The sequence below is a fragment of the Flavobacterium olei genome, from assembly GCF_039749035.1.
GTDB lineage: Bacteria > Bacteroidota > Bacteroidia > Flavobacteriales > Flavobacteriaceae > Flavobacterium > Flavobacterium olei.
In genome coordinates this window covers 410,422-426,738 of sequence record NZ_JBDKWC010000001.1, presented here as the reverse complement: position 1 = coordinate 426,738, position 16,317 = coordinate 410,422, and the positions used below count along the sequence as shown (strand labels likewise).

Here is a 16,317-nt window from a genome sequence, read left to right as displayed (position 1 = left end):
CATTTCTCATTCCTCAAGGTGACAAGATTTTGAAAAACTAAAAGAGATTTACAATGCGTCCAAAGGTGTAAACCTTGGCAACGTCAAAAAAACAAAAGAATTTAAAAGCATAACCAATGGTTTAACCATTGTAAAGCAAAGATTAGAAAACCTGAAACCTGAAACCTGAAACAAAGGAAAAACCTAAACAAAAAACGATGAAAACAACAGTATTTATTCTTTGCGGTGGAAAAAGCTCCAGAATGCAGTCAGAAAAAGGATTGGTTCTGTTTCAGGATAAACCATTTATAGAGCATATAATTCAGGCGATTTTGCCTGTTACAAATCAGATAAAGCTAATCACAGCATCAAGTGAATATGATTATTTAGAATATGAAAAAGTACCTGATATAATTGTTGATAAAGGACCTTTAGGAGGAATTTATACCGCCTTATCACATTCTGAAACCGAATTTAATCTGATTTTAAGTTGTGATATTCCATTAATTTCGACCGGGTTATTGCAGGAATTGATTTCGAAACATACCAGAGAAGCCGGAATTACAATTTTTGCTTCCGAAAGTAAAACCCATCCTTTAATTGGTATTTATTCGAAGGATATTTTACCGGTAATCAAAAAATCTATTGATGCGGGTGAATTAAGAATGATGGATTTGCTGTCCAAAGTGCCGCATCAAATTATAAAAATAGAGGAAAACGAAACTTTTCCTTTAACCAATATAAATTCAGCTGACGAATTAAACGATTTGAATACCAATCTAACTTAAAGACTATGCGAAATTTAAAAACACCAAAATTGACCATTGTAGGCGCAGGTCCGGGCGATGTCGAACTGATTACAATAAAGGCAATTAAAGCATTGGAAAGCTCCGATGTTGTTTTGTATGATGCGTTGGTCAACGAAGAATTGTTGCAGTACGCACCCCATGCAGAAATTGTTTTTGTGGGTAAGCGTTTAGGTTGTCATGCGTACACGCAGGATCAGATAAACGAACTAATTGTCTCGATGGCCAATCGTTACGGACATGTAGTGCGTTTAAAAGGAGGCGATTCTTTTGTGTTTGGAAGAGGTAGTGAAGAAGTGGATTATGCGGTAAAATCGGGTTTGGAAACCGCTGTAGTTCCAGGAATTTCGTCGGCTCTGGGTGTTCCGGCAGCTGCGGGAATTAGTTTGACACAACGGCAAATCGCGGAGAGTTTTTGGGTGATCACAGGAACAACATCAGATCATAAATTGTCAAAAGATGTGCATTTGGCTTCAAAATCGGCGGCGACCGTGGTTATTTTGATGGGAATGCATAAATTAGACGAAATCATATCCATTTATCAGGAAAATCGCGATGACGATCTGCCGATTGCGATTATTCAGAACGGAACGAAAAATTCGGAGCAAAAAGTAATAGGAACCATTCGTACAATTACTAAATTGGTATCAGAAAATAATATTTCTTCGCCTGCTATTATTGTCATTGGCGAAGTAGTGAAAAATACATCAAAAATAACGGAATATTTCCAGGAACATTTTGATGATGAATTCATTTTTCAAAATTTAAATTTATAAAAATGATTGAGGTTAAATATTTTGGAGCGGTTGCTGAAAAAACAAAATGCGAATTCGAAAAATTATCTTTTTCTGAAGAATTATCACTGCAAAAGTTGTTGCAGGATTTAGACGAAAAATATGAATTTGATTCGATGACTTTCAGTGTGGCGGTAAATCAAAAAATAGTTTCTAAAGAAAGTGATTATAAATTGCAAAGCAGCGATACAATAGCATTATTGCCCCCATTTGCAGGAGGATAATTTATGAACGAAGGAAACCGATATAACAGACAAATCATACTTCCTGAAATAGGAGAAGAAGGCCAGCAGAAATTATCTAAAGCTAAGGTTCTGGTAATTGGTGCCGGAGGTTTGGGCGCTTCCATTTTACCATATCTGGCCGCTGCCGGAGTTGGTGAAATCGGAATCGTGGATGATGATGATATTGAAGTTTCAAATTTGCATCGCCAGGTAATTTATAAAACTGCAGCAGTTGGAAAATCAAAAGCAGAAGAAGCCGGATTGATGATTTCGGAATTAAATCCTGAAATAAAGGTAAATGTATTTGCCGAAAGATTATCGGGTAAAAATGCGATTTCCTTATTTGAAGCCTATGACATAATTGTTGATGCAACTGATAGTATTTCGATTAAATATTTAATAAATGATGCTTGTCTGGTTACCAATAAACCAATGGTTTACGGTTCTGTTTTTAGGTTTCAGGGACAGGTTTCGGTTTTTAATTTTCAAAACGGGCCAACTTACAGATGTTTGTATCCCGCCGAAAGTTCAAACGCCATAAATTGTGAAGAAGCGGGTGTCATCGGGATTACAGTTGGGATTATTGGGATGCTTCAGGCAAATGAAGTTATTAAAATGATTATTGGAATTGGAGATGTTTTGAGTGGAAAAATATTGGTTTATACTATTTTAAATAACGAACAACAAAAATATGATTTCGATAGAAGTTCGATTTTTGAAATGACCAAAGAGGATTTTGACAGAAAATACAATTCAATTGAAAGCGAAGTGCCTGAAATAAAATTTGATTTGATTTCGGAAGAAATTGATAATGATGAGGTTCTTTTTTTAGATGTACGAAATGATGAGGAACTTCCAAAAATCAGTATCAAAAATCAAATACAAATTCCGTTAAAGAATTTAGAAAACGAAATCGAAAAGTTTGATAAAAACCAAACCATTTATATTTTCTGCCAGTCCGGAATCAGGAGTAAATTAGCTGTTGAATTGTTTCAAAAACATCAATTTAAGAATGTAAAAAGTATTGAAGGCGGTGCTTTGGCAATGAAATTATTATTAAAAGAAGAAAAAATATAACCACTCCCGATAGCGATCGGGATTCATAAATTAAAAATGTGAAGTTAGATTGTCACCCTGAGCGGAGTCGAAGGGCATCCAGATTGGACAGGGCTTCGACTCCGCTCAGCCTGACAAAACAAAAATCATTTTTAATCTGTGAAATCTGGAGCAAAAAAATAAAAAAAATGAGTAAAAACGTATTTGTAGAGGGACCAATTTCGCCGGAATTTATTGCAGAGTCAATTGCCAAACATCAATCCAAACATACTATTGGTGCGCATAATATTTTTCTGGGTCAGGTTCGCGCCGATGTGATTCACGATAATATTGTTGTTGCAATCGATTATTCGGCTTACACCGATATGGCAAACGAAGCTTTACATGCTATTCGGGAAAAAGCATTTGCCAAATTCGATTTAACCTGCATGCACATCTACCACAGTTTGGGCGTTGTAAAAGCAGGAGAAATTTGTTTGTTTGTTTTTGTGTCTGCGACGGGAAGAAAACAAGTTTATGAAGCAACAGAGTCGATCGTAAACTGGATTAAAACCGATGTGCCGATTTTTGGTAAAGAAATGTTTGAAAACGATACATTCACCTGGAAACAAAACACCTAAAATGGTAGATATTACGCATAAAATAAGCACTTTAAGAGAGGCAACTGCAACCGCAATTGTAAAAGTCAGCAGACTGGAAACCATTGAAGCTGTGGAGCAAAATCTTGTGCCGAAAGGAAACGTGTTTGAAATGGCAAAAACGGCAGGATTATTTGCGGTAAAAAATACCCATCTGGCAATTCCCGACTGTCACCCGCTTCCTATAGAATTTACATCGGTTAATTATAAAATTGAAGGTTTAGAAATTCATATTATTTTTAAAGTAAAAACTGTTTACAAGACCGGTGTTGAGGTTGAGGCTATGCACGGCGCTTCTATTGTCGCGTTGACGATGTACGACATGCTGAAACCTATAGATAAGGAAATCGAGATTTCAACAATTAAACTGATTAATAAAGAAGGCGGAAAATCTTCTTTCAAAAATAAATTTCCGAATACAATTAAAGCCGCAGTTTTTGTTTGTTCGGACTCTATTTTTGCGGGAAATAAAGAAGATCGCTCTGGAAAAATAATAGTCGAAAAATTAACTTCTTACGGAGTAGAAACCGCACATTATGAAATTATTCCCGATGAATTGGATATCATTCAGGAAAAAACAAAAGCTTTCGCGGAAGAAAATCAACTGGTAATATTTACAGGCGGAACAGGTTTGTCTCCGCGCGATGTTACTCCGGAAGCATTAGAACCATTATTAGAAAGCAGAATTCCGGGTATCGAAGAAGCGATTAGAAATTACGGACAGCAAAGAATGCCGTACGCCATGTTATCCAGAACTGTTGCAGGAACCTTAGGAAAAACCATAGTTCTGGCTTTGCCGGGTTCAACAAATGGTGCAAGAGAATCTATGGATGCTGTTTTTCCGCATCTTTTGCACGTTTTTCATATTTTAAAAGGTAAAAACCATGACAGCCTCTAACACTGTTTTAACGGATGATTTTGGGCGAAAACACAATTATTTGCGTATTTCGCTGTTGGAGAAATGCAATCTGCGCTGCACGTATTGCATGCCTGCCGACGGAATTGCCCTGTCTCCAAAAGCCGACCTAATGACGGCCGATGAGATTTTTGCAATAGCCAGAACCTTCGTAGAAAATGGGGTTGACAAAATAAGATTAACAGGCGGTGAACCACTTTTGAGAAAAGATTTTCCAGAGATTATTGCGAAACTGGGAGTTTTAAAAACGTCGCTTTCCATAACTACTAACGGAATTTTAATAGATCGGCATATTGCTATTTTAAAGCAGTTTAAAGTGGATAGAATCAATTTGAGTCTGGATACTTTAATTGCTTCCAAATTTCATTCTATAACGCTTAGAAATCAGTTTGAAAAAGTAATTGATAATCTTCATTTGCTTTTAAATAATAATTTTAAAGTCAAAGTAAATGTGGTTTTAATAAAAGGTTTTAATGATAATGAAATTATCGACTTTATTAAACTAACGCAATTTCTTCCCGTTTCTATTCGTTTTATTGAGTTTATGCCGTTTGCCGGAAACGAGTGGGACAGAAGTAAAATGGTTTCTCAAAACGAAATACTTTCTCTGGTAGAAAATGCTTTTTCATCAGAAGAAATTCAAAAAATGGAAGACGAAAAAAACTTTACATCCCGTAATTATAAAATAAAAAGCTTTCAGGGCGATTTCGGAATTATAAGTTCTATTACCAATCCGTTTTGTGACAGCTGCAACAGAATCCGCCTGACGGCAAATGGAAAAATTAAAAACTGTCTTTTTTCAAATTCAGAAACCGATTTGTTAACCGCTTTTAGAAATGGAGAATCCATAACAGAATTGATTTCAAAATCTATTCAGACTAAAAAGAAAGTTAGGGCAGGAATGGTAACGATTTCAGAAATGGACGATCCGGCTCTTCATTTTGATAATCGCAGTATGATTACGATTGGCGGGTAAGTTAACAATATATAAGACTTTGTGTTTTCGGCTAAAATGAGAGGGATAAAAATATCTTAATAAAAAAAGGTTCAACTTTTTCAAGTCAAACCTTTGCTGTTATTTTTTCTTTTTTTTATTCTTAGCTTTTTTTGCTTTTTTCTTTTCTGATTTTTTAGCTTTGGCTTTAGCTTTTTCCTTTGCTTTTTTAGCTTTTTCCTTTTCTTTTTTAGCTTTTTCTTTCTTTTTCTTTTCTGCTTTTGCCCGCTCTTTTTTTACTTTCTCTAATTTTTTTATAATAGATTTTATAGCTTTTGCTTTTTTCTTTTCCTTCTCTTTTTTTGCCTTCAGCTGTGCCTTTTTTTTGTTTTTAGATTTATCTTTTACCACTTTTAAGTTAGAAAGATCAAGTTCTCCGCTTACTTCCTCCTCTTCTAAATATGTTTCTGCGTTTTCGAAGGGAACCGGAATATCATTGGTTTGAATCTCAATTATTTCAGAAACAATTGGCTCTGTATTTTGGGTTGGCGGGACAGTTTTTGCAGCAGCTTTTCTCGTTCCGGTTGTAGCGGCACGAACTGGAGTTTTAGCTGCTGGTTTTATAATCCCGGTAGCTGTTTGAGCAGCCGTTCTCGTTGTTCTTTTAACGGTTGTTTGGCTTTCCGGTTGCTGTTCTGTTGTGCTTTCTACCGCAGTTTCTGCCGGTATGTTCGATGAAATGTCTGTCGGCTGAGTATCATCCTGAGGTATCGGATTTCTTTTAATCATGACTATATTTTTTTATGGGTATAATAGATAGAGTAAAGAATTAAGGAGATTAAAAATGTATTTTCAATGTATTAATTCTACAATAAGCTAAATATACGCAATTTTTAAATATAGAAATGTTAAGTTTTTCCTGAAATCTACGCATGAACTGTTTCCAGAATTCTAAAATTGCTCTTCGGCGCCTCGCATAAAGAGCAGCAATACGTTTCAGAAAGATCTGTAAATAAAATGCCCTTGGGAATTCCCTGCATTTCATCTCCGTATTCTGATTTATAAAGTGTGAGGCACTCCTGGCATTGGTAAACATCCAGTTGCGGTTTTTCTTTTTTCTGCGGATTTTCTGTTGTCTCCAAGGATGAATTTCCGAGATCCTCAAAATATTTACGGCTTAATTCAATCAAAATTGTCGGAAGTTCGAGTTTATCAATATCTTGAGAGTGTACAATATATTCGCGCGTGTTGGGATCGAAATTCCTAGCAAACAAAACGTTATAGGTATCCCTGATTTTGATCGATTCCAAAGCTGCCGGTAATTCGTTTTTTTCGATTACAATCGAAGTAAAATAATGCCCGTCGCGATTGTATTCTGAAATTCCGAAGTTTAAACCATACGTACTAATGTCAAATTGATCTAATGTTCTAACGAGAAACGTTTTAAGATTCAAAGCCCATTCCATCGCCACAGGTAAATGCCAGTTAAGTTCCAACAGAGAATGACGAACGTTGATGCCTCTTTTTCCAAGGAATTTTTCCCATTCGAGTTTACGGTCTTTTGGGATTCCTTTTATAATAAATGATTTCCATGGTGTTATACAGATTTTCCCAATTTTACATTCAAAGCATAGATCGCACATTTCTTTTAGAAAATCCAGATCGTAAAGGTTATTTCGCCAATACAATCCCAACCAGTATTGATCGATACCCATTCTGTTCATTCCTTCGTAATAAGGAAAGGGATAAAATGGAACATGCAGAGGTTTGTCAATGGTTCTGTTGTTTGTTTCAAGAGCTTCACTTGTTAGTGAAAACAGCAGTTCTATATCAATATCTGCCTCTTCTGAAATTTTTTCGATCTCATAATATATTTTGGACAGATCCCAGCTGTAAATCAAAACGGGATAAACTTCCATCTTTTCCCATTGTGGTAATCGGATATAGAGATACCAATAGTCTTCATGTTCGGATGCAATGAAGTTTAAATGACCGGTAAACAATGGTACCAATTGTTGCTTTGGGTCGGTAATGTTCACTTTAAGCCTTGGCTGATTTTTAAATTCTTCCAGAATATATAAAAACCGATTTCCGGTCAGCCAATTTGTATTTCTGAATATATCTGTCGAAACATAAGAAGAAACTATATTATTACCACTTTTTTGATCGGGATAAACAAAATGGTGTTTTCCTAAAGTAGTTTTGTCTAAAGATTTAAATCCCTTTGGAAAAATAATATCCTGTCTGGAACCAAATGAAATAGAATCCAGACCTTCCTCAATAGCGATATTTACAACTTCCCGCAATTCTCCCGGAGATATTACGCCTCCTTTTACTATAAGTCTTGTTAGTTCCATTTTTGTTTTTTGTTTGAGGTTTAATTTGTTTAAGGTTTCAGGTTTCACGTTTCAGGTTCGATCAGCGGTTTACTATAAGGTTTCGAAAACCTTGTAGGTATCTATCAAGACCTTTATAATTAATTTTTTAAATTGATATTTTATTTAATAAACTTTAATACCTACAAGGTTTTGAAAACCTTGCAGGAACACATATCGTATTAGTTTCAGGTTTTCTTAACTTTTCAACAACCTGAAACATGAAACTTGAAACCTGAAACAAAACAAAAATAAAATTAAACTTTGCACTTTGCGAGTATCTCTTTTACTTCGGTTTTACAACTTCCACAGCCTAATCCTGCGCCGGTATTTTTGCATAAATCGGTAAAATTACTAACACCGCCTTTGATGGTTTCTTCAATGTTTCCGGCTCCAACCTGACTGCACGAACAGACTAGTTTTCCTAAAACAGGTTTTGCATTTGAACTTCCTCTTAAAAGTGTATTTCGTTTGTCTGATAATTCGATCTTACTTTCAATCATCGTTTTAAATTCGGCAAATTCATTTTTATCCCCCATCAGAATAGCGCCCACAAGCAGATCGTCTTTGACAATACATTTTTTATAATAACGTTTTTTCAAATCGGTAAAAACAATTTCTTCATAGGAATCATCGTTTTCGGGAATTTCGATATCGCCGATGCTGCAAAGATTTATGTCTTCTAATTTTAAAATATTCATTAAAATCGAACCTTTGTAATAACTGCTGATGTCTCCTGCAAGAAAGTTAGCCAGAATATCGGCCTGCTCTTCGGCGGCAGAAGTGATTCCGAATAATTTATTATTGAATTCGGCTATTTCGCCAATAGCAAAAATATCCGGATTTGAAGTTTGCAGATATTGGTTGACTTTTACGCCGCGTCCGCATGACAGCCCGCTTTCACGTGCGATTTCAATATTAGGAATGGTTCCAATTGTATAGACAATGGCGTTTGCAGTAATTATTTTGCCACTTTTTAAAGCAATTTCAATTTCATTCGGATTATCAGTTTCAAAAACCGTACTCACTTCATTATCAAAGTAAATTTGAATATCACGAAGCTGAACTTCCTCTGCCAGTAATTTGCTTGAAATTCGATCCAACTGGCGTTCCATAAGTCTGGAAGCTCTTTGGACAATGGTAGTTTTTACTTTTTTATGCTTTAGAGCGGCAGCCAATTCCAAACCCAATAAACCCCCGCCAATAATCACAACATGTTGTTCTTCCGGAGGAAGGTTGGTATTGTCCAGATGTTTTTTTAAACGATCGGCATCTTCTTTTTTTCTTACTGTAAATCGGCCGGGAAGATGAAGCTGCGCGTTTTCTGGTACAAAAGGGCGGCTTCCGGTAGCCATAATAAGCGTATCAAAAGTATGGATTTCGCCTTGGCTGTCTATTATTGTTTTTTGTTTTGAATCTAATTTTTCAATGGCAACACCGGCTTTCATGCTTATTTTTAATTTACTGAAAGCTTCGCCATCTTTGACTTTTAAAAGCTGTTCCCAGCTGAATTCGCCCGTCATATATTCCGGAAGCAAAACACGATTGTAAAACGGATTTACTTCATTAGAAAAAACAATAATTTCGTCGGTAGAATTGAATTCGCGATAATTCTGAATAAATCGGAAAGACGCGGCTCCGGCGCCGATAATCGCAATTTTCTGAAATGGTTTTACATACTTTTTAATCGAAACGGTGGTGAATTTAAAATCTGGTTCTTTAGAAACCGGATCTACAACTGTATTTGTAAGATTATTGGTTCTGTTTAAATCATTCTCAAGCTGTTTTCCCCAATGCATCGGCAGAAAAAGCACACTTTCTTTGATAGAATCGGTAACTTTTGCTTTGACCCTGACTTCGCCATTTTTGCTGGAAACCACGACAATATCACCATTTTTGATTTCGTTTTTAAAAGCATCAATTGGATTTATTTCCAAAACCGGACTCGGGATATGGGTTAATAAACGGGACACTTTTCCTGTTTTTGTCATCGTATGCCATTGATCGCGGATTCTTCCTGTGGTCAGAATAAAAGGAAATTCGGCATTGGGCTGTACAGAAGTATTTTCTATTGAAACCGGAAGATTGAAAATTGCTTTTTGCGAAGGCGTATAGAATTTTTTATCGGTAAAAAGACGTGGAGTTCCAGGATGACCATAATCGGGAACCGGCCATTGAAAAGTACCTTCGGTTTTTAATCGGTGGTAATTTAGAAAAGAAATATCAATATTAGTGTTTTTGGTAAGCGCACAATGTTCTTTATAAATTTCTTCTGCACTGTTGAAATTGAATCCGTTAAAATTCATTTTTTTCGCAAAGCGAATTAAGATTTCAATATCAGAAAGAGCTTCTCCCGGTGCGTTGATTCCTTTTGGTAAATACGAAATGCGTCGCTCAGAATTGGTCATGGTTCCTTCTTTTTCTAACCAGCCTGCTGCGGGTAAAAGCAAATCGGCAAATTTTGCGGTGTCTGCATTATGCGAAATATCCTGAACCACCACAAATTTTGCATTTTGAAGTGCTTTTTCTACTTTTCTGGAATCTGGCAAACTCACCAAAGGATTGGTACAGATAATCCAGACCGCTTTCATTTTTCCCGATTCTAATGCTTCAAACATTTCTGTCGCCGTTAAGCCCGGCTTTTCCGAAATCTCGTCAACTCCCCAAAAATCGGCAACTTCTTTTCGATGTGCCGGATTGGCTATGTCTTTGTGCGCAGCCAGAAGTGTCGCCATTCCGCCCACTTCGCGTCCGCCCATTGCATTGGGTTGACCTGTTAATGAAAAGGGTCCGGAACCAGGTTTACCGATTTGTCCCGTTAATAATGATAAATTTAGCAAAGCCGTATTTTTATCCACACCAACGGCGCTTTGATTCAATCCCATGGCCCAAAGCGAGATAAATCCTTTTGCTTTTCCGATAATGTCAGCCGCAAGTTTAATATCGGGAACAGAAATTCCGCACAGTTTGGATGCTTTTTCCAGTGAAGTGCTTAAAACTAAATCTTTGTACTGTTTAAAATTCTCAGCATTATTTTTTACAAAATCATGATCTACGTAGCCTTTTTCGATAATTCTTTTGGCGATTGCATGATATAAAATGATGTCAGAACCTGGAATAATCTGTAAATGTAAATCGGCAAAAGCGGCTGTATCTGTACGTCTCGGATCGAGACAAATTATTTTGGTTTTTGGATTTTTCTCTTTGTGTTTCTCAATTCTTCTGAAAAGAATAGGGTGGCACCAGGCAGGATTTGCACCCGTAATTAAAAATGTATCTGCCAATTCTATATCATCGTAAGCAATTGGAACAGAATCTTCTCCAAAAGTTTTTTTATAACCCACAACCGCAGAACTCATGCAGAGTCTGGAGTTGGTGTCAATATTATTAGTTTTCAAAAAGCCTTTTACCAGTTTGTTTACCAGGTAATATTCTTCGGTTAAGCATTGTCCTGAAATATAAAATCCCACGCTGTCGGGGCCGTGTTTTTTTATAATGGATGAAAATACAGCAGCAGCACGATCAAGTGCCGTGTCCCAGCTTACACGCTCGAGCGGATAATTTTTGCTTCCGCGCATTTCGGGATATAAAATTCTGTCGGAAGTATCGTTAACTACGTAATGCAGATTCATTCCTTTAGAACATAACAATCCTTTATTTACAGGATGATCTTTGTCGCCTTCGACCATCACACCATTTTTAGCATCGTTTGTCACGATTATACCGCAGCCAACGCCACAATAGGAACAGGTAGTTTTGATCTTTGTATTTTGCATTACAGTTTTGATTTTGGAATACCAGATTAGTATAGGATTGTTAAACTCTAAATACTTTATTATCTCTAAAACAAAAATAAGTATTTTTTACGTATTAATACTTATTTTTTTAAATTTATTTGTTATTTTTGATGACCGATAATGAGCAGAGCAATTATGTTTAATGCAGAAAATTAAGCTTATGAAAAAAGAAGAAGCTATTTGTTATACCTGCAGCAATGAAAATTGTTTCATTAAAAAGCATTTGCATTTAGAGCAGATGAATCAATATGTCCTGAAAAAAAATAGTTTTGTCTGTAAAAAATCACAACAATTTATTACCGAAGGCGCTCCGTTGCAAGGACTATATTTTATTTGTTCCGGAAAAGTAAAAACGGTAAAAACAGGAATAAACGGTCGCGAACAAATTGTAAGGCTGACCAAAAACGGCGATACAATTGGTTTTCGCGGATTTGGAACCGGCAACCGATATTTGATTGGGGCTTATGCACTTGAAGATACGATTTTGTGTAATTTTTCTAACGAAACCATGTTGGATATATTGCAAAATGTTCCTCAATTTACGTATGCTTTAATGCTTTTTTATGCCGAGGAATTAAATAAAAGCGAAAATAATATTCGTAAGATTGCCCACATGAATGTTAGGGAGCGTATTGTAGATCTACTGCTTTATATCCATCGTAAATTCGGACAGGTGAATGGGTTAATTGATATTGAGCTTTCGCGGAAGGAAATGGCAGATTTTGCCGGAACGACTGAAGAGCAGGCGATTCGCATTTTATCCAGTCTAAAAAAGGAATTACTAATAAAAACAGTTGGAAAGCGTGTTGGAATTTTAGGAATTTCGGAGTTGAGATCGGAAATTATGGAGCATAAATATTTTTAATTTTTTAGGCTGTAAGGTTCAATAGTTCTTGGTTTAAGTATGCTGCTTTTTAAAATGCTTTCAAGCACTTTAACTCTCATATATAGTCCTTCCTTATTTCGCCTGGGATCATATAAGCTTGGATTTTGTAACATTGCGAATAATGTTATTACCTCAATTCTGTTGAGTTGCTCTACGTTTTTAGTAAAATAGAACTTTGAGGCTTCTTTAACGCCAAAAGTTTTGTAATTGTAAGTACTATACGTGCTTTTAAAATTAGTATTTAATAATATATATTTAAAGCAATCTGTTTGTGTAAATTCTCTTTGGATTTTTAGTTTATATAATAATTTTGTAGGTGAATAGCCATGTCTGTAAGGCCCAATGTAATCTGTCGCCCGATCGCATTGGCATTTTTTTTCTCTTGTTTTACTATTAATTTTTTCGTAAATCAAAATAAAAGCGTTTAGATTTTCTTTCTTGGTATCTTTCAATTTATTAGTTAGAGTTACAAATTCATAATTCTGATATATTGGATTAAAATCACTTAGCAAATAGAATGTTAACAGTACAACAAAAATTAGTATTCCAAGAAAGATTTTTAGTGATTTTTTTATCATAAATAAAAGTTTCTATTTTTTTCTTCCCACAAACCGAATTACAGAACCCGTTCCATTATGGAATAAGCCTTCGCTTAATTCGATTTCTTTTTCTTCTAATTCAATGATTTCATAATCCGGAAAATCGGCTTTAATTTCTTCTATCGAAAATAAAGATTCAATATCTTTTGGGCCGCCAACCTTTTCGTTTTTGGTTACATATTCCAAATGTTTTTTACTAAAAGCTTCAAAAATAATAATGCCATCTTTTCGTAAAAGTTTGTCAAGCTGTTTGTGAATTACAGACTTTATTTCTGCCGGAAAATGTGCATAAATCAAAGCAATTGCATCAAATTGCTCTTCCTTAAAATCTAATGTTTCCAGTTCTCCAACCTCATAATTAATAGAAACATTGTTGTTTTCGGCAAGACGAAGCGCTTTGTTTTTGCCTTCTTCACTAATATCAAAAGCCGAAACATTCCAGCCTGATTTTGCAGCAAAAACGGCATTTCTTCCTTCGCCTTCAGCAGGAAATAGAATAGTGCCTGTTTCGAGTTTTTCGAGTTGTTCCTTTAAATAATGGTTTGGGTCTTCGCCGTATGCAAATTCTTCGCTTTTGTAACGGTCGTCCCATCTTTTTGTCCAGTTGTTCATGGTTTATATATTAATTTAATTTTAAAACATTTTTTAAGAGACCCAAGTTTCTTCGATTTTATCTATAATCCAATTTTCATTTATTTTTTTTATATAAATTCTAAAACCTTGCCCGCAAAGTCTCCCGCAAGCAAAGCCTGCATTTAGAACTCCAAACTTTTTAGTTTGATCAAATTGTATTCTAGTAAAGAAAACAGCTCCTGAAAAATTGAAGCTATATTTGGTTTCCCAAATTTTCCCCCTTTCTTTTGGAAATTGATTTATATTTCTTAATTCAAATCTATTATTTAGTTTGATGTTTTTAAAATCAAAAATATATTCGTTGTAAATTTTTTCTTTTGGAACAAAAGCTTTTGTGCTTTTAAAGTGCTTTTCAAGATATTCTTTCAGGTCTTCGCCGCTATATTCAATTGTAGGGTCAAATGCAATTATAATTTTTGAAGTGTCTTTTTTGATTCTTTCGGTATTAATTTTCCACTCTACTAATTTTTGCTTTTGTTCTTTGGTGGCTTTTGTACTATCAACACCAATATAATGACCTTTTTTATCAAATATTGATTCACCATACTCAGGAGGAAAATTAGTAAATACTCTTGTATCCATACATGTTGAATCAATTAAATCAGGGAATATTTCGGTCATTACTTTTTTTTCAAATTCCAGATCGGAAATTTTATTTTTACAACTCGTAAAAAAGAGGGATGTTGCGATGAATATTAAAAAACTGATTTTTTTCATATTTAGAATAAAAATGGAATATCAAATATAATTATTTTAGATATTTAAGTTACGACAAAAAAATACCCTTTCTCAAATCTGAAAAAGGGTGATTTAAAATATATTTTAGAAAGAAACTATCTTTACACTTAACCAACAAGTTTTGTTGCGCCACTATTAACATCGATTTCTGCAAAATTGTGTTTTCCCATTACGATAAGCAGTTTGTCGGAATTATATTTGACATATCTTATTTCAGGATTACCGTTTTTTGGTTTTCCACACACCGAAATGACATTGGTCTGCCATTTCAATTTGCTTCTTTTGTAAGCAGAAATGGTTTGCAGATCGTTTTCAACATAATAAATCATGTTGTTTTTTTTAATGCCTCTCTTTTGTGTTTTCGCAAAATTTATTTCTGAATTTTTTGAAATTAAAGCATCATTGTATTTTTGCGCAATACCCGTTTGGGTAACAATGAAAGTTAACATTGATAATTTTAAAAATGGTTTCATCAGGATAGAATTTGGGGTTCATAATCGCTTCAAATATAATTAATTAAATGAAATAAAAAATTTTTATCACATCAAAAAAAATACCCTTTTCGGAAATTAGAAAAGGGTAAAATTTAGAAGTTAATTTTGTAGAAAAATTATTTTTTCCAGCTAAAAATTCTTGGATTCACAGAAACCATTAACCACGCCCAATTGTTCGTATGGGAAGCGTCACCGTTTTTTATATATTCCATTGTTTTAGAACCAAACATTTGAGAATATCCTCCTGTTACGGTGATGTCTTTTTTGAAATTATAACCGAAAGTAGCATCGATTTCAGTTCCCAAATACGAATCTAATTTTTCGTTTAAGGGAGTCACAACATCAGCCGCTGATAAAAATACATGCGGGATCAGAGCGAACTGCCATTTGTTTACACTGTAATTCAATTTGATGTAAGCATCTTGTAAACCAACATTGTTCAGGTGATTGCCCACATAAAAGTAATCCATATAACCGTTGAATCCGTGGTTCGTACCAAAAATCGGGTTGAAAGATTTGATTACTGTGCTTGCATCATCAGATCGTTTTCCTGATAAAAATTCATAACCTAAACCTGCCTTGAAAGAATCTGTTAAACTGTAATTAAAATTCGCAGCAGCATTCCAGGCACTCACTTGTAGATCGGTACTTTTTCCGGTCTGGCCGTACACCCAAAAGTTACTGTCTATTTTATTGTTCTTATAAGTTAAATATGGTCCAAAAGTTTGTTTGTAATCCACCAGTAACTTTGCGTCGGCATTGGCATATTCGTAACCTGTGTTTAAAAGTAAGAAGCTTAAGCCCAAATCGCTGGTAAACTGATTGTGGTACCAGGCGTATTGTAGCGTTTTATAAGTTGTAACGGTGTAAGGAGTCTGAACCACATTTTCGGCAGTAGAATTGTATGCGCCCCCAAAATCCAGTTTTTGTTTTTCGTTATGAAAGGATATTGTTAAAGCGTCATGACTTTGCGCCTGTTGTCCCCAATCCTGTTCTCCTAAAATACGTTGGTTATCGTAAGAAAGAACCTGACGTCCCATTCTTGCGCTCCATTTTTCGGTGAAATTATATTGTGCCCAGGCTTCAAAAACAGCTACACCATTTTTATCTGCAGTCGCTGTCGGCGTTACATCACCCCATGTTCTGGTGTTTTGAAGCGTTAGTTTAACAATTAAATCTTCCTGTTTATAATTAAAGTTTAAACGGGAACGCTGCGAAATCTGGGATGTGCCTTTTTGTCCTTCCGGAAGAAGTGTTTTGTAACCATTTCGATATTCAAAACGTGGCCTGATCTGTAAATTGACATCTAATTCCTGTGCCTGCATTTTGAAGCTTAACCCTACGATGAGTATTAAAATTAGTTTAAGTTTTTTCATGAATGATAGTTTTTACCCTGTAAATTTATAAGAAAAAGGCGTCCTTTACTATGATTATAATCATATTTCTAA

16 protein-coding genes are annotated in these 16,317 nt (G+C 35.1%); 8 read left to right on the top strand and 8 right to left on the bottom strand.

The annotated features are described in order from the left end of the window. Window positions 1–197 precede the first annotated feature (197 nt). The 7 genes from ABEB31_RS01800 (at window position 198) to moaA (ending at window position 5,389) form a co-directional block, all read left to right on the top strand. Entirely contained in the window at window positions 198–767 is a 570-nt protein-coding gene (locus tag ABEB31_RS01800; protein WP_347049630.1) for a molybdenum cofactor guanylyltransferase, read from the top strand. A gap of 5 nt (window positions 768–772) precedes the next feature. Beyond that, window positions 773–1,561 carry a uroporphyrinogen-III C-methyltransferase gene (gene cobA, locus ABEB31_RS01795; RefSeq protein WP_347049629.1) on the top strand — a complete coding sequence of 263 codons (789 nt, stop codon included), beginning with the start codon at window positions 773–775 and terminating at the stop codon, window positions 1,559–1,561. 2 nt (window positions 1,562–1,563) lie between these two features. Continuing rightward, window positions 1,564–1,803 carry a MoaD/ThiS family protein gene (locus ABEB31_RS01790; protein WP_347049628.1) on the top strand — a complete coding sequence of 80 codons (240 nt, stop codon included), beginning with the start codon at window positions 1,564–1,566 and terminating at the stop codon, window positions 1,801–1,803. Window positions 1,804–1,806: 3 nt separating this feature from the next. After that, complete coding sequence (gene moeB / locus ABEB31_RS01785; protein WP_347049627.1) at window positions 1,807–2,880, top strand: molybdopterin-synthase adenylyltransferase MoeB; 1,074 nt, start codon at window positions 1,807–1,809, stop codon at window positions 2,878–2,880. 167 nt (window positions 2,881–3,047) lie between these two features. Continuing rightward, window positions 3,048–3,479 carry a molybdenum cofactor biosynthesis protein MoaE gene (locus tag ABEB31_RS01780; protein WP_347049626.1) on the top strand — a complete coding sequence of 144 codons (432 nt, stop codon included), beginning with the start codon at window positions 3,048–3,050 and terminating at the stop codon, window positions 3,477–3,479. 1 nt (window position 3,480) lies between these two features. Further along, the gene (moaCB, locus tag ABEB31_RS01775; protein WP_347049625.1) at window positions 3,481–4,395 is read left to right on the top strand and encodes a bifunctional molybdenum cofactor biosynthesis protein MoaC/MoaB; all 915 of its coding nucleotides are present in this window, start codon (window positions 3,481–3,483) and stop codon (window positions 4,393–4,395) included. Then, window positions 4,382–5,389, top strand: coding sequence for a GTP 3',8-cyclase MoaA (gene moaA / locus ABEB31_RS01770; protein ID WP_347049624.1), 1,008 nt, complete (start codon window positions 4,382–4,384; stop codon window positions 5,387–5,389). Before moaCB ends, moaA begins: the two co-directional genes overlap by 14 nt. 99 nt (window positions 5,390–5,488) lie before the next feature. On the opposite strand, the gene ABEB31_RS01765 is transcribed toward moaA, so the two are convergent. The 3 genes from ABEB31_RS01765 to ABEB31_RS01755 all read right to left on the bottom strand — a co-directional run bounded on the left by ABEB31_RS01765 (window position 5,489) and on the right by ABEB31_RS01755 (window position 11,498). After that, the gene (locus ABEB31_RS01765) at window positions 5,489–6,136 is read right to left on the bottom strand and encodes a hypothetical protein (RefSeq protein ID WP_347049623.1); all 648 of its coding nucleotides are present in this window, start codon (window positions 6,134–6,136) and stop codon (window positions 5,489–5,491) included. A 137-nt stretch (window positions 6,137–6,273) separates the two neighbouring features. Continuing rightward, on the bottom strand, window positions 6,274–7,704 hold the full coding sequence (locus tag ABEB31_RS01760) for a rubredoxin (protein WP_347049622.1): 1,431 nt from the start codon (window positions 7,702–7,704) through the stop codon (window positions 6,274–6,276). 275 nt (window positions 7,705–7,979) lie between these two features. After that, window positions 7,980–11,498, bottom strand: coding sequence for a molybdopterin-dependent oxidoreductase (locus ABEB31_RS01755; RefSeq protein ID WP_347049621.1), 3,519 nt, complete (start codon window positions 11,496–11,498; stop codon window positions 7,980–7,982). A 181-nt stretch (window positions 11,499–11,679) separates the two neighbouring features. Here ABEB31_RS01755 and ABEB31_RS01750 point away from each other — a divergent pair, with 181 nt between their 5' ends. Then, entirely contained in the window at window positions 11,680–12,384 is a 705-nt protein-coding gene (locus tag ABEB31_RS01750) for a Crp/Fnr family transcriptional regulator (RefSeq protein WP_347049620.1), read from the top strand. Here ABEB31_RS01750 and ABEB31_RS01745 read toward each other — a convergent pair. From ABEB31_RS01745 to ABEB31_RS01725, 5 genes are all read right to left on the bottom strand, one after another. Next, complete coding sequence (locus ABEB31_RS01745; protein ID WP_347049619.1) at window positions 12,381–12,983, bottom strand: transglycosylase domain-containing protein; 603 nt, start codon at window positions 12,981–12,983, stop codon at window positions 12,381–12,383. The genes ABEB31_RS01750 and ABEB31_RS01745 overlap by 4 nt on opposite strands. Before the next feature lie 12 nt (window positions 12,984–12,995). Beyond that, window positions 12,996–13,616 carry a class I SAM-dependent methyltransferase gene (locus ABEB31_RS01740; RefSeq protein WP_347049618.1) on the bottom strand — a complete coding sequence of 207 codons (621 nt, stop codon included), beginning with the start codon at window positions 13,614–13,616 and terminating at the stop codon, window positions 12,996–12,998. A gap of 33 nt (window positions 13,617–13,649) precedes the next feature. Continuing rightward, window positions 13,650–14,354: a hypothetical protein gene (locus tag ABEB31_RS01735; protein WP_347049617.1), complete on the bottom strand. Its 705-nt coding sequence runs from the start codon at window positions 14,352–14,354 to the stop codon at window positions 13,650–13,652. 128 nt (window positions 14,355–14,482) lie between these two features. Further along, a complete protein-coding gene (locus ABEB31_RS01730) occupies window positions 14,483–14,848 on the bottom strand; it encodes a hypothetical protein (RefSeq protein WP_347049616.1) in 366 nt (121 codons plus the stop codon). A 137-nt stretch (window positions 14,849–14,985) separates the two neighbouring features. Next, the gene (locus tag ABEB31_RS01725; protein WP_347049615.1) at window positions 14,986–16,245 is read right to left on the bottom strand and encodes an alginate export family protein; all 1,260 of its coding nucleotides are present in this window, start codon (window positions 16,243–16,245) and stop codon (window positions 14,986–14,988) included. Window positions 16,246–16,317: the final 72 nt, after the last annotated feature.

What these genes read in the sequence shown, in the direction of transcription:
- ABEB31_RS01780 (WP_347049626.1), top strand. Translation starts at nt 3,048, where the DNA reads ATGAGTAAAAACGTATTTGTAGAGGGACCAATTTCGCCGGAATTTATT.
- cobA (WP_347049629.1), top strand. Translation starts at nt 773, where the DNA reads ATGCGAAATTTAAAAACACCAAAATTGACCATTGTAGGCGCAGGTCCG.
- ABEB31_RS01755 (WP_347049621.1), bottom strand. Translation starts at nt 11,498, where the DNA reads ATGCAAAATACAAAGATCAAAACTACCTGTTCCTATTGTGGCGTTGGC.
- ABEB31_RS01725 (WP_347049615.1), bottom strand. Translation starts at nt 16,245, where the DNA reads ATGAAAAAACTTAAACTAATTTTAATACTCATCGTAGGGTTAAGCTTC.
- ABEB31_RS01735 (WP_347049617.1), bottom strand. Translation starts at nt 14,354, where the DNA reads ATGAAAAAAATCAGTTTTTTAATATTCATCGCAACATCCCTCTTTTTT.
- ABEB31_RS01730 (WP_347049616.1), bottom strand. Translation starts at nt 14,848, where the DNA reads ATGAAACCATTTTTAAAATTATCAATGTTAACTTTCATTGTTACCCAA.
- ABEB31_RS01800 (WP_347049630.1), top strand. Translation starts at nt 198, where the DNA reads ATGAAAACAACAGTATTTATTCTTTGCGGTGGAAAAAGCTCCAGAATG.
- ABEB31_RS01740 (WP_347049618.1), bottom strand. Translation starts at nt 13,616, where the DNA reads ATGAACAACTGGACAAAAAGATGGGACGACCGTTACAAAAGCGAAGAA.
- ABEB31_RS01745 (WP_347049619.1), bottom strand. Translation starts at nt 12,983, where the DNA reads ATGATAAAAAAATCACTAAAAATCTTTCTTGGAATACTAATTTTTGTT.
- moaA (WP_347049624.1), top strand. Translation starts at nt 4,382, where the DNA reads ATGACAGCCTCTAACACTGTTTTAACGGATGATTTTGGGCGAAAACAC.
- ABEB31_RS01760 (WP_347049622.1), bottom strand. Translation starts at nt 7,704, where the DNA reads ATGGAACTAACAAGACTTATAGTAAAAGGAGGCGTAATATCTCCGGGA.
- ABEB31_RS01790 (WP_347049628.1), top strand. Translation starts at nt 1,564, where the DNA reads ATGATTGAGGTTAAATATTTTGGAGCGGTTGCTGAAAAAACAAAATGC.
- moaCB (WP_347049625.1), top strand. Translation starts at nt 3,481, where the DNA reads ATGGTAGATATTACGCATAAAATAAGCACTTTAAGAGAGGCAACTGCA.
- moeB (WP_347049627.1), top strand. Translation starts at nt 1,807, where the DNA reads ATGAACGAAGGAAACCGATATAACAGACAAATCATACTTCCTGAAATA.
- ABEB31_RS01765 (WP_347049623.1), bottom strand. Translation starts at nt 6,136, where the DNA reads ATGATTAAAAGAAATCCGATACCTCAGGATGATACTCAGCCGACAGAC.
- ABEB31_RS01750 (WP_347049620.1), top strand. Translation starts at nt 11,680, where the DNA reads ATGAAAAAAGAAGAAGCTATTTGTTATACCTGCAGCAATGAAAATTGT.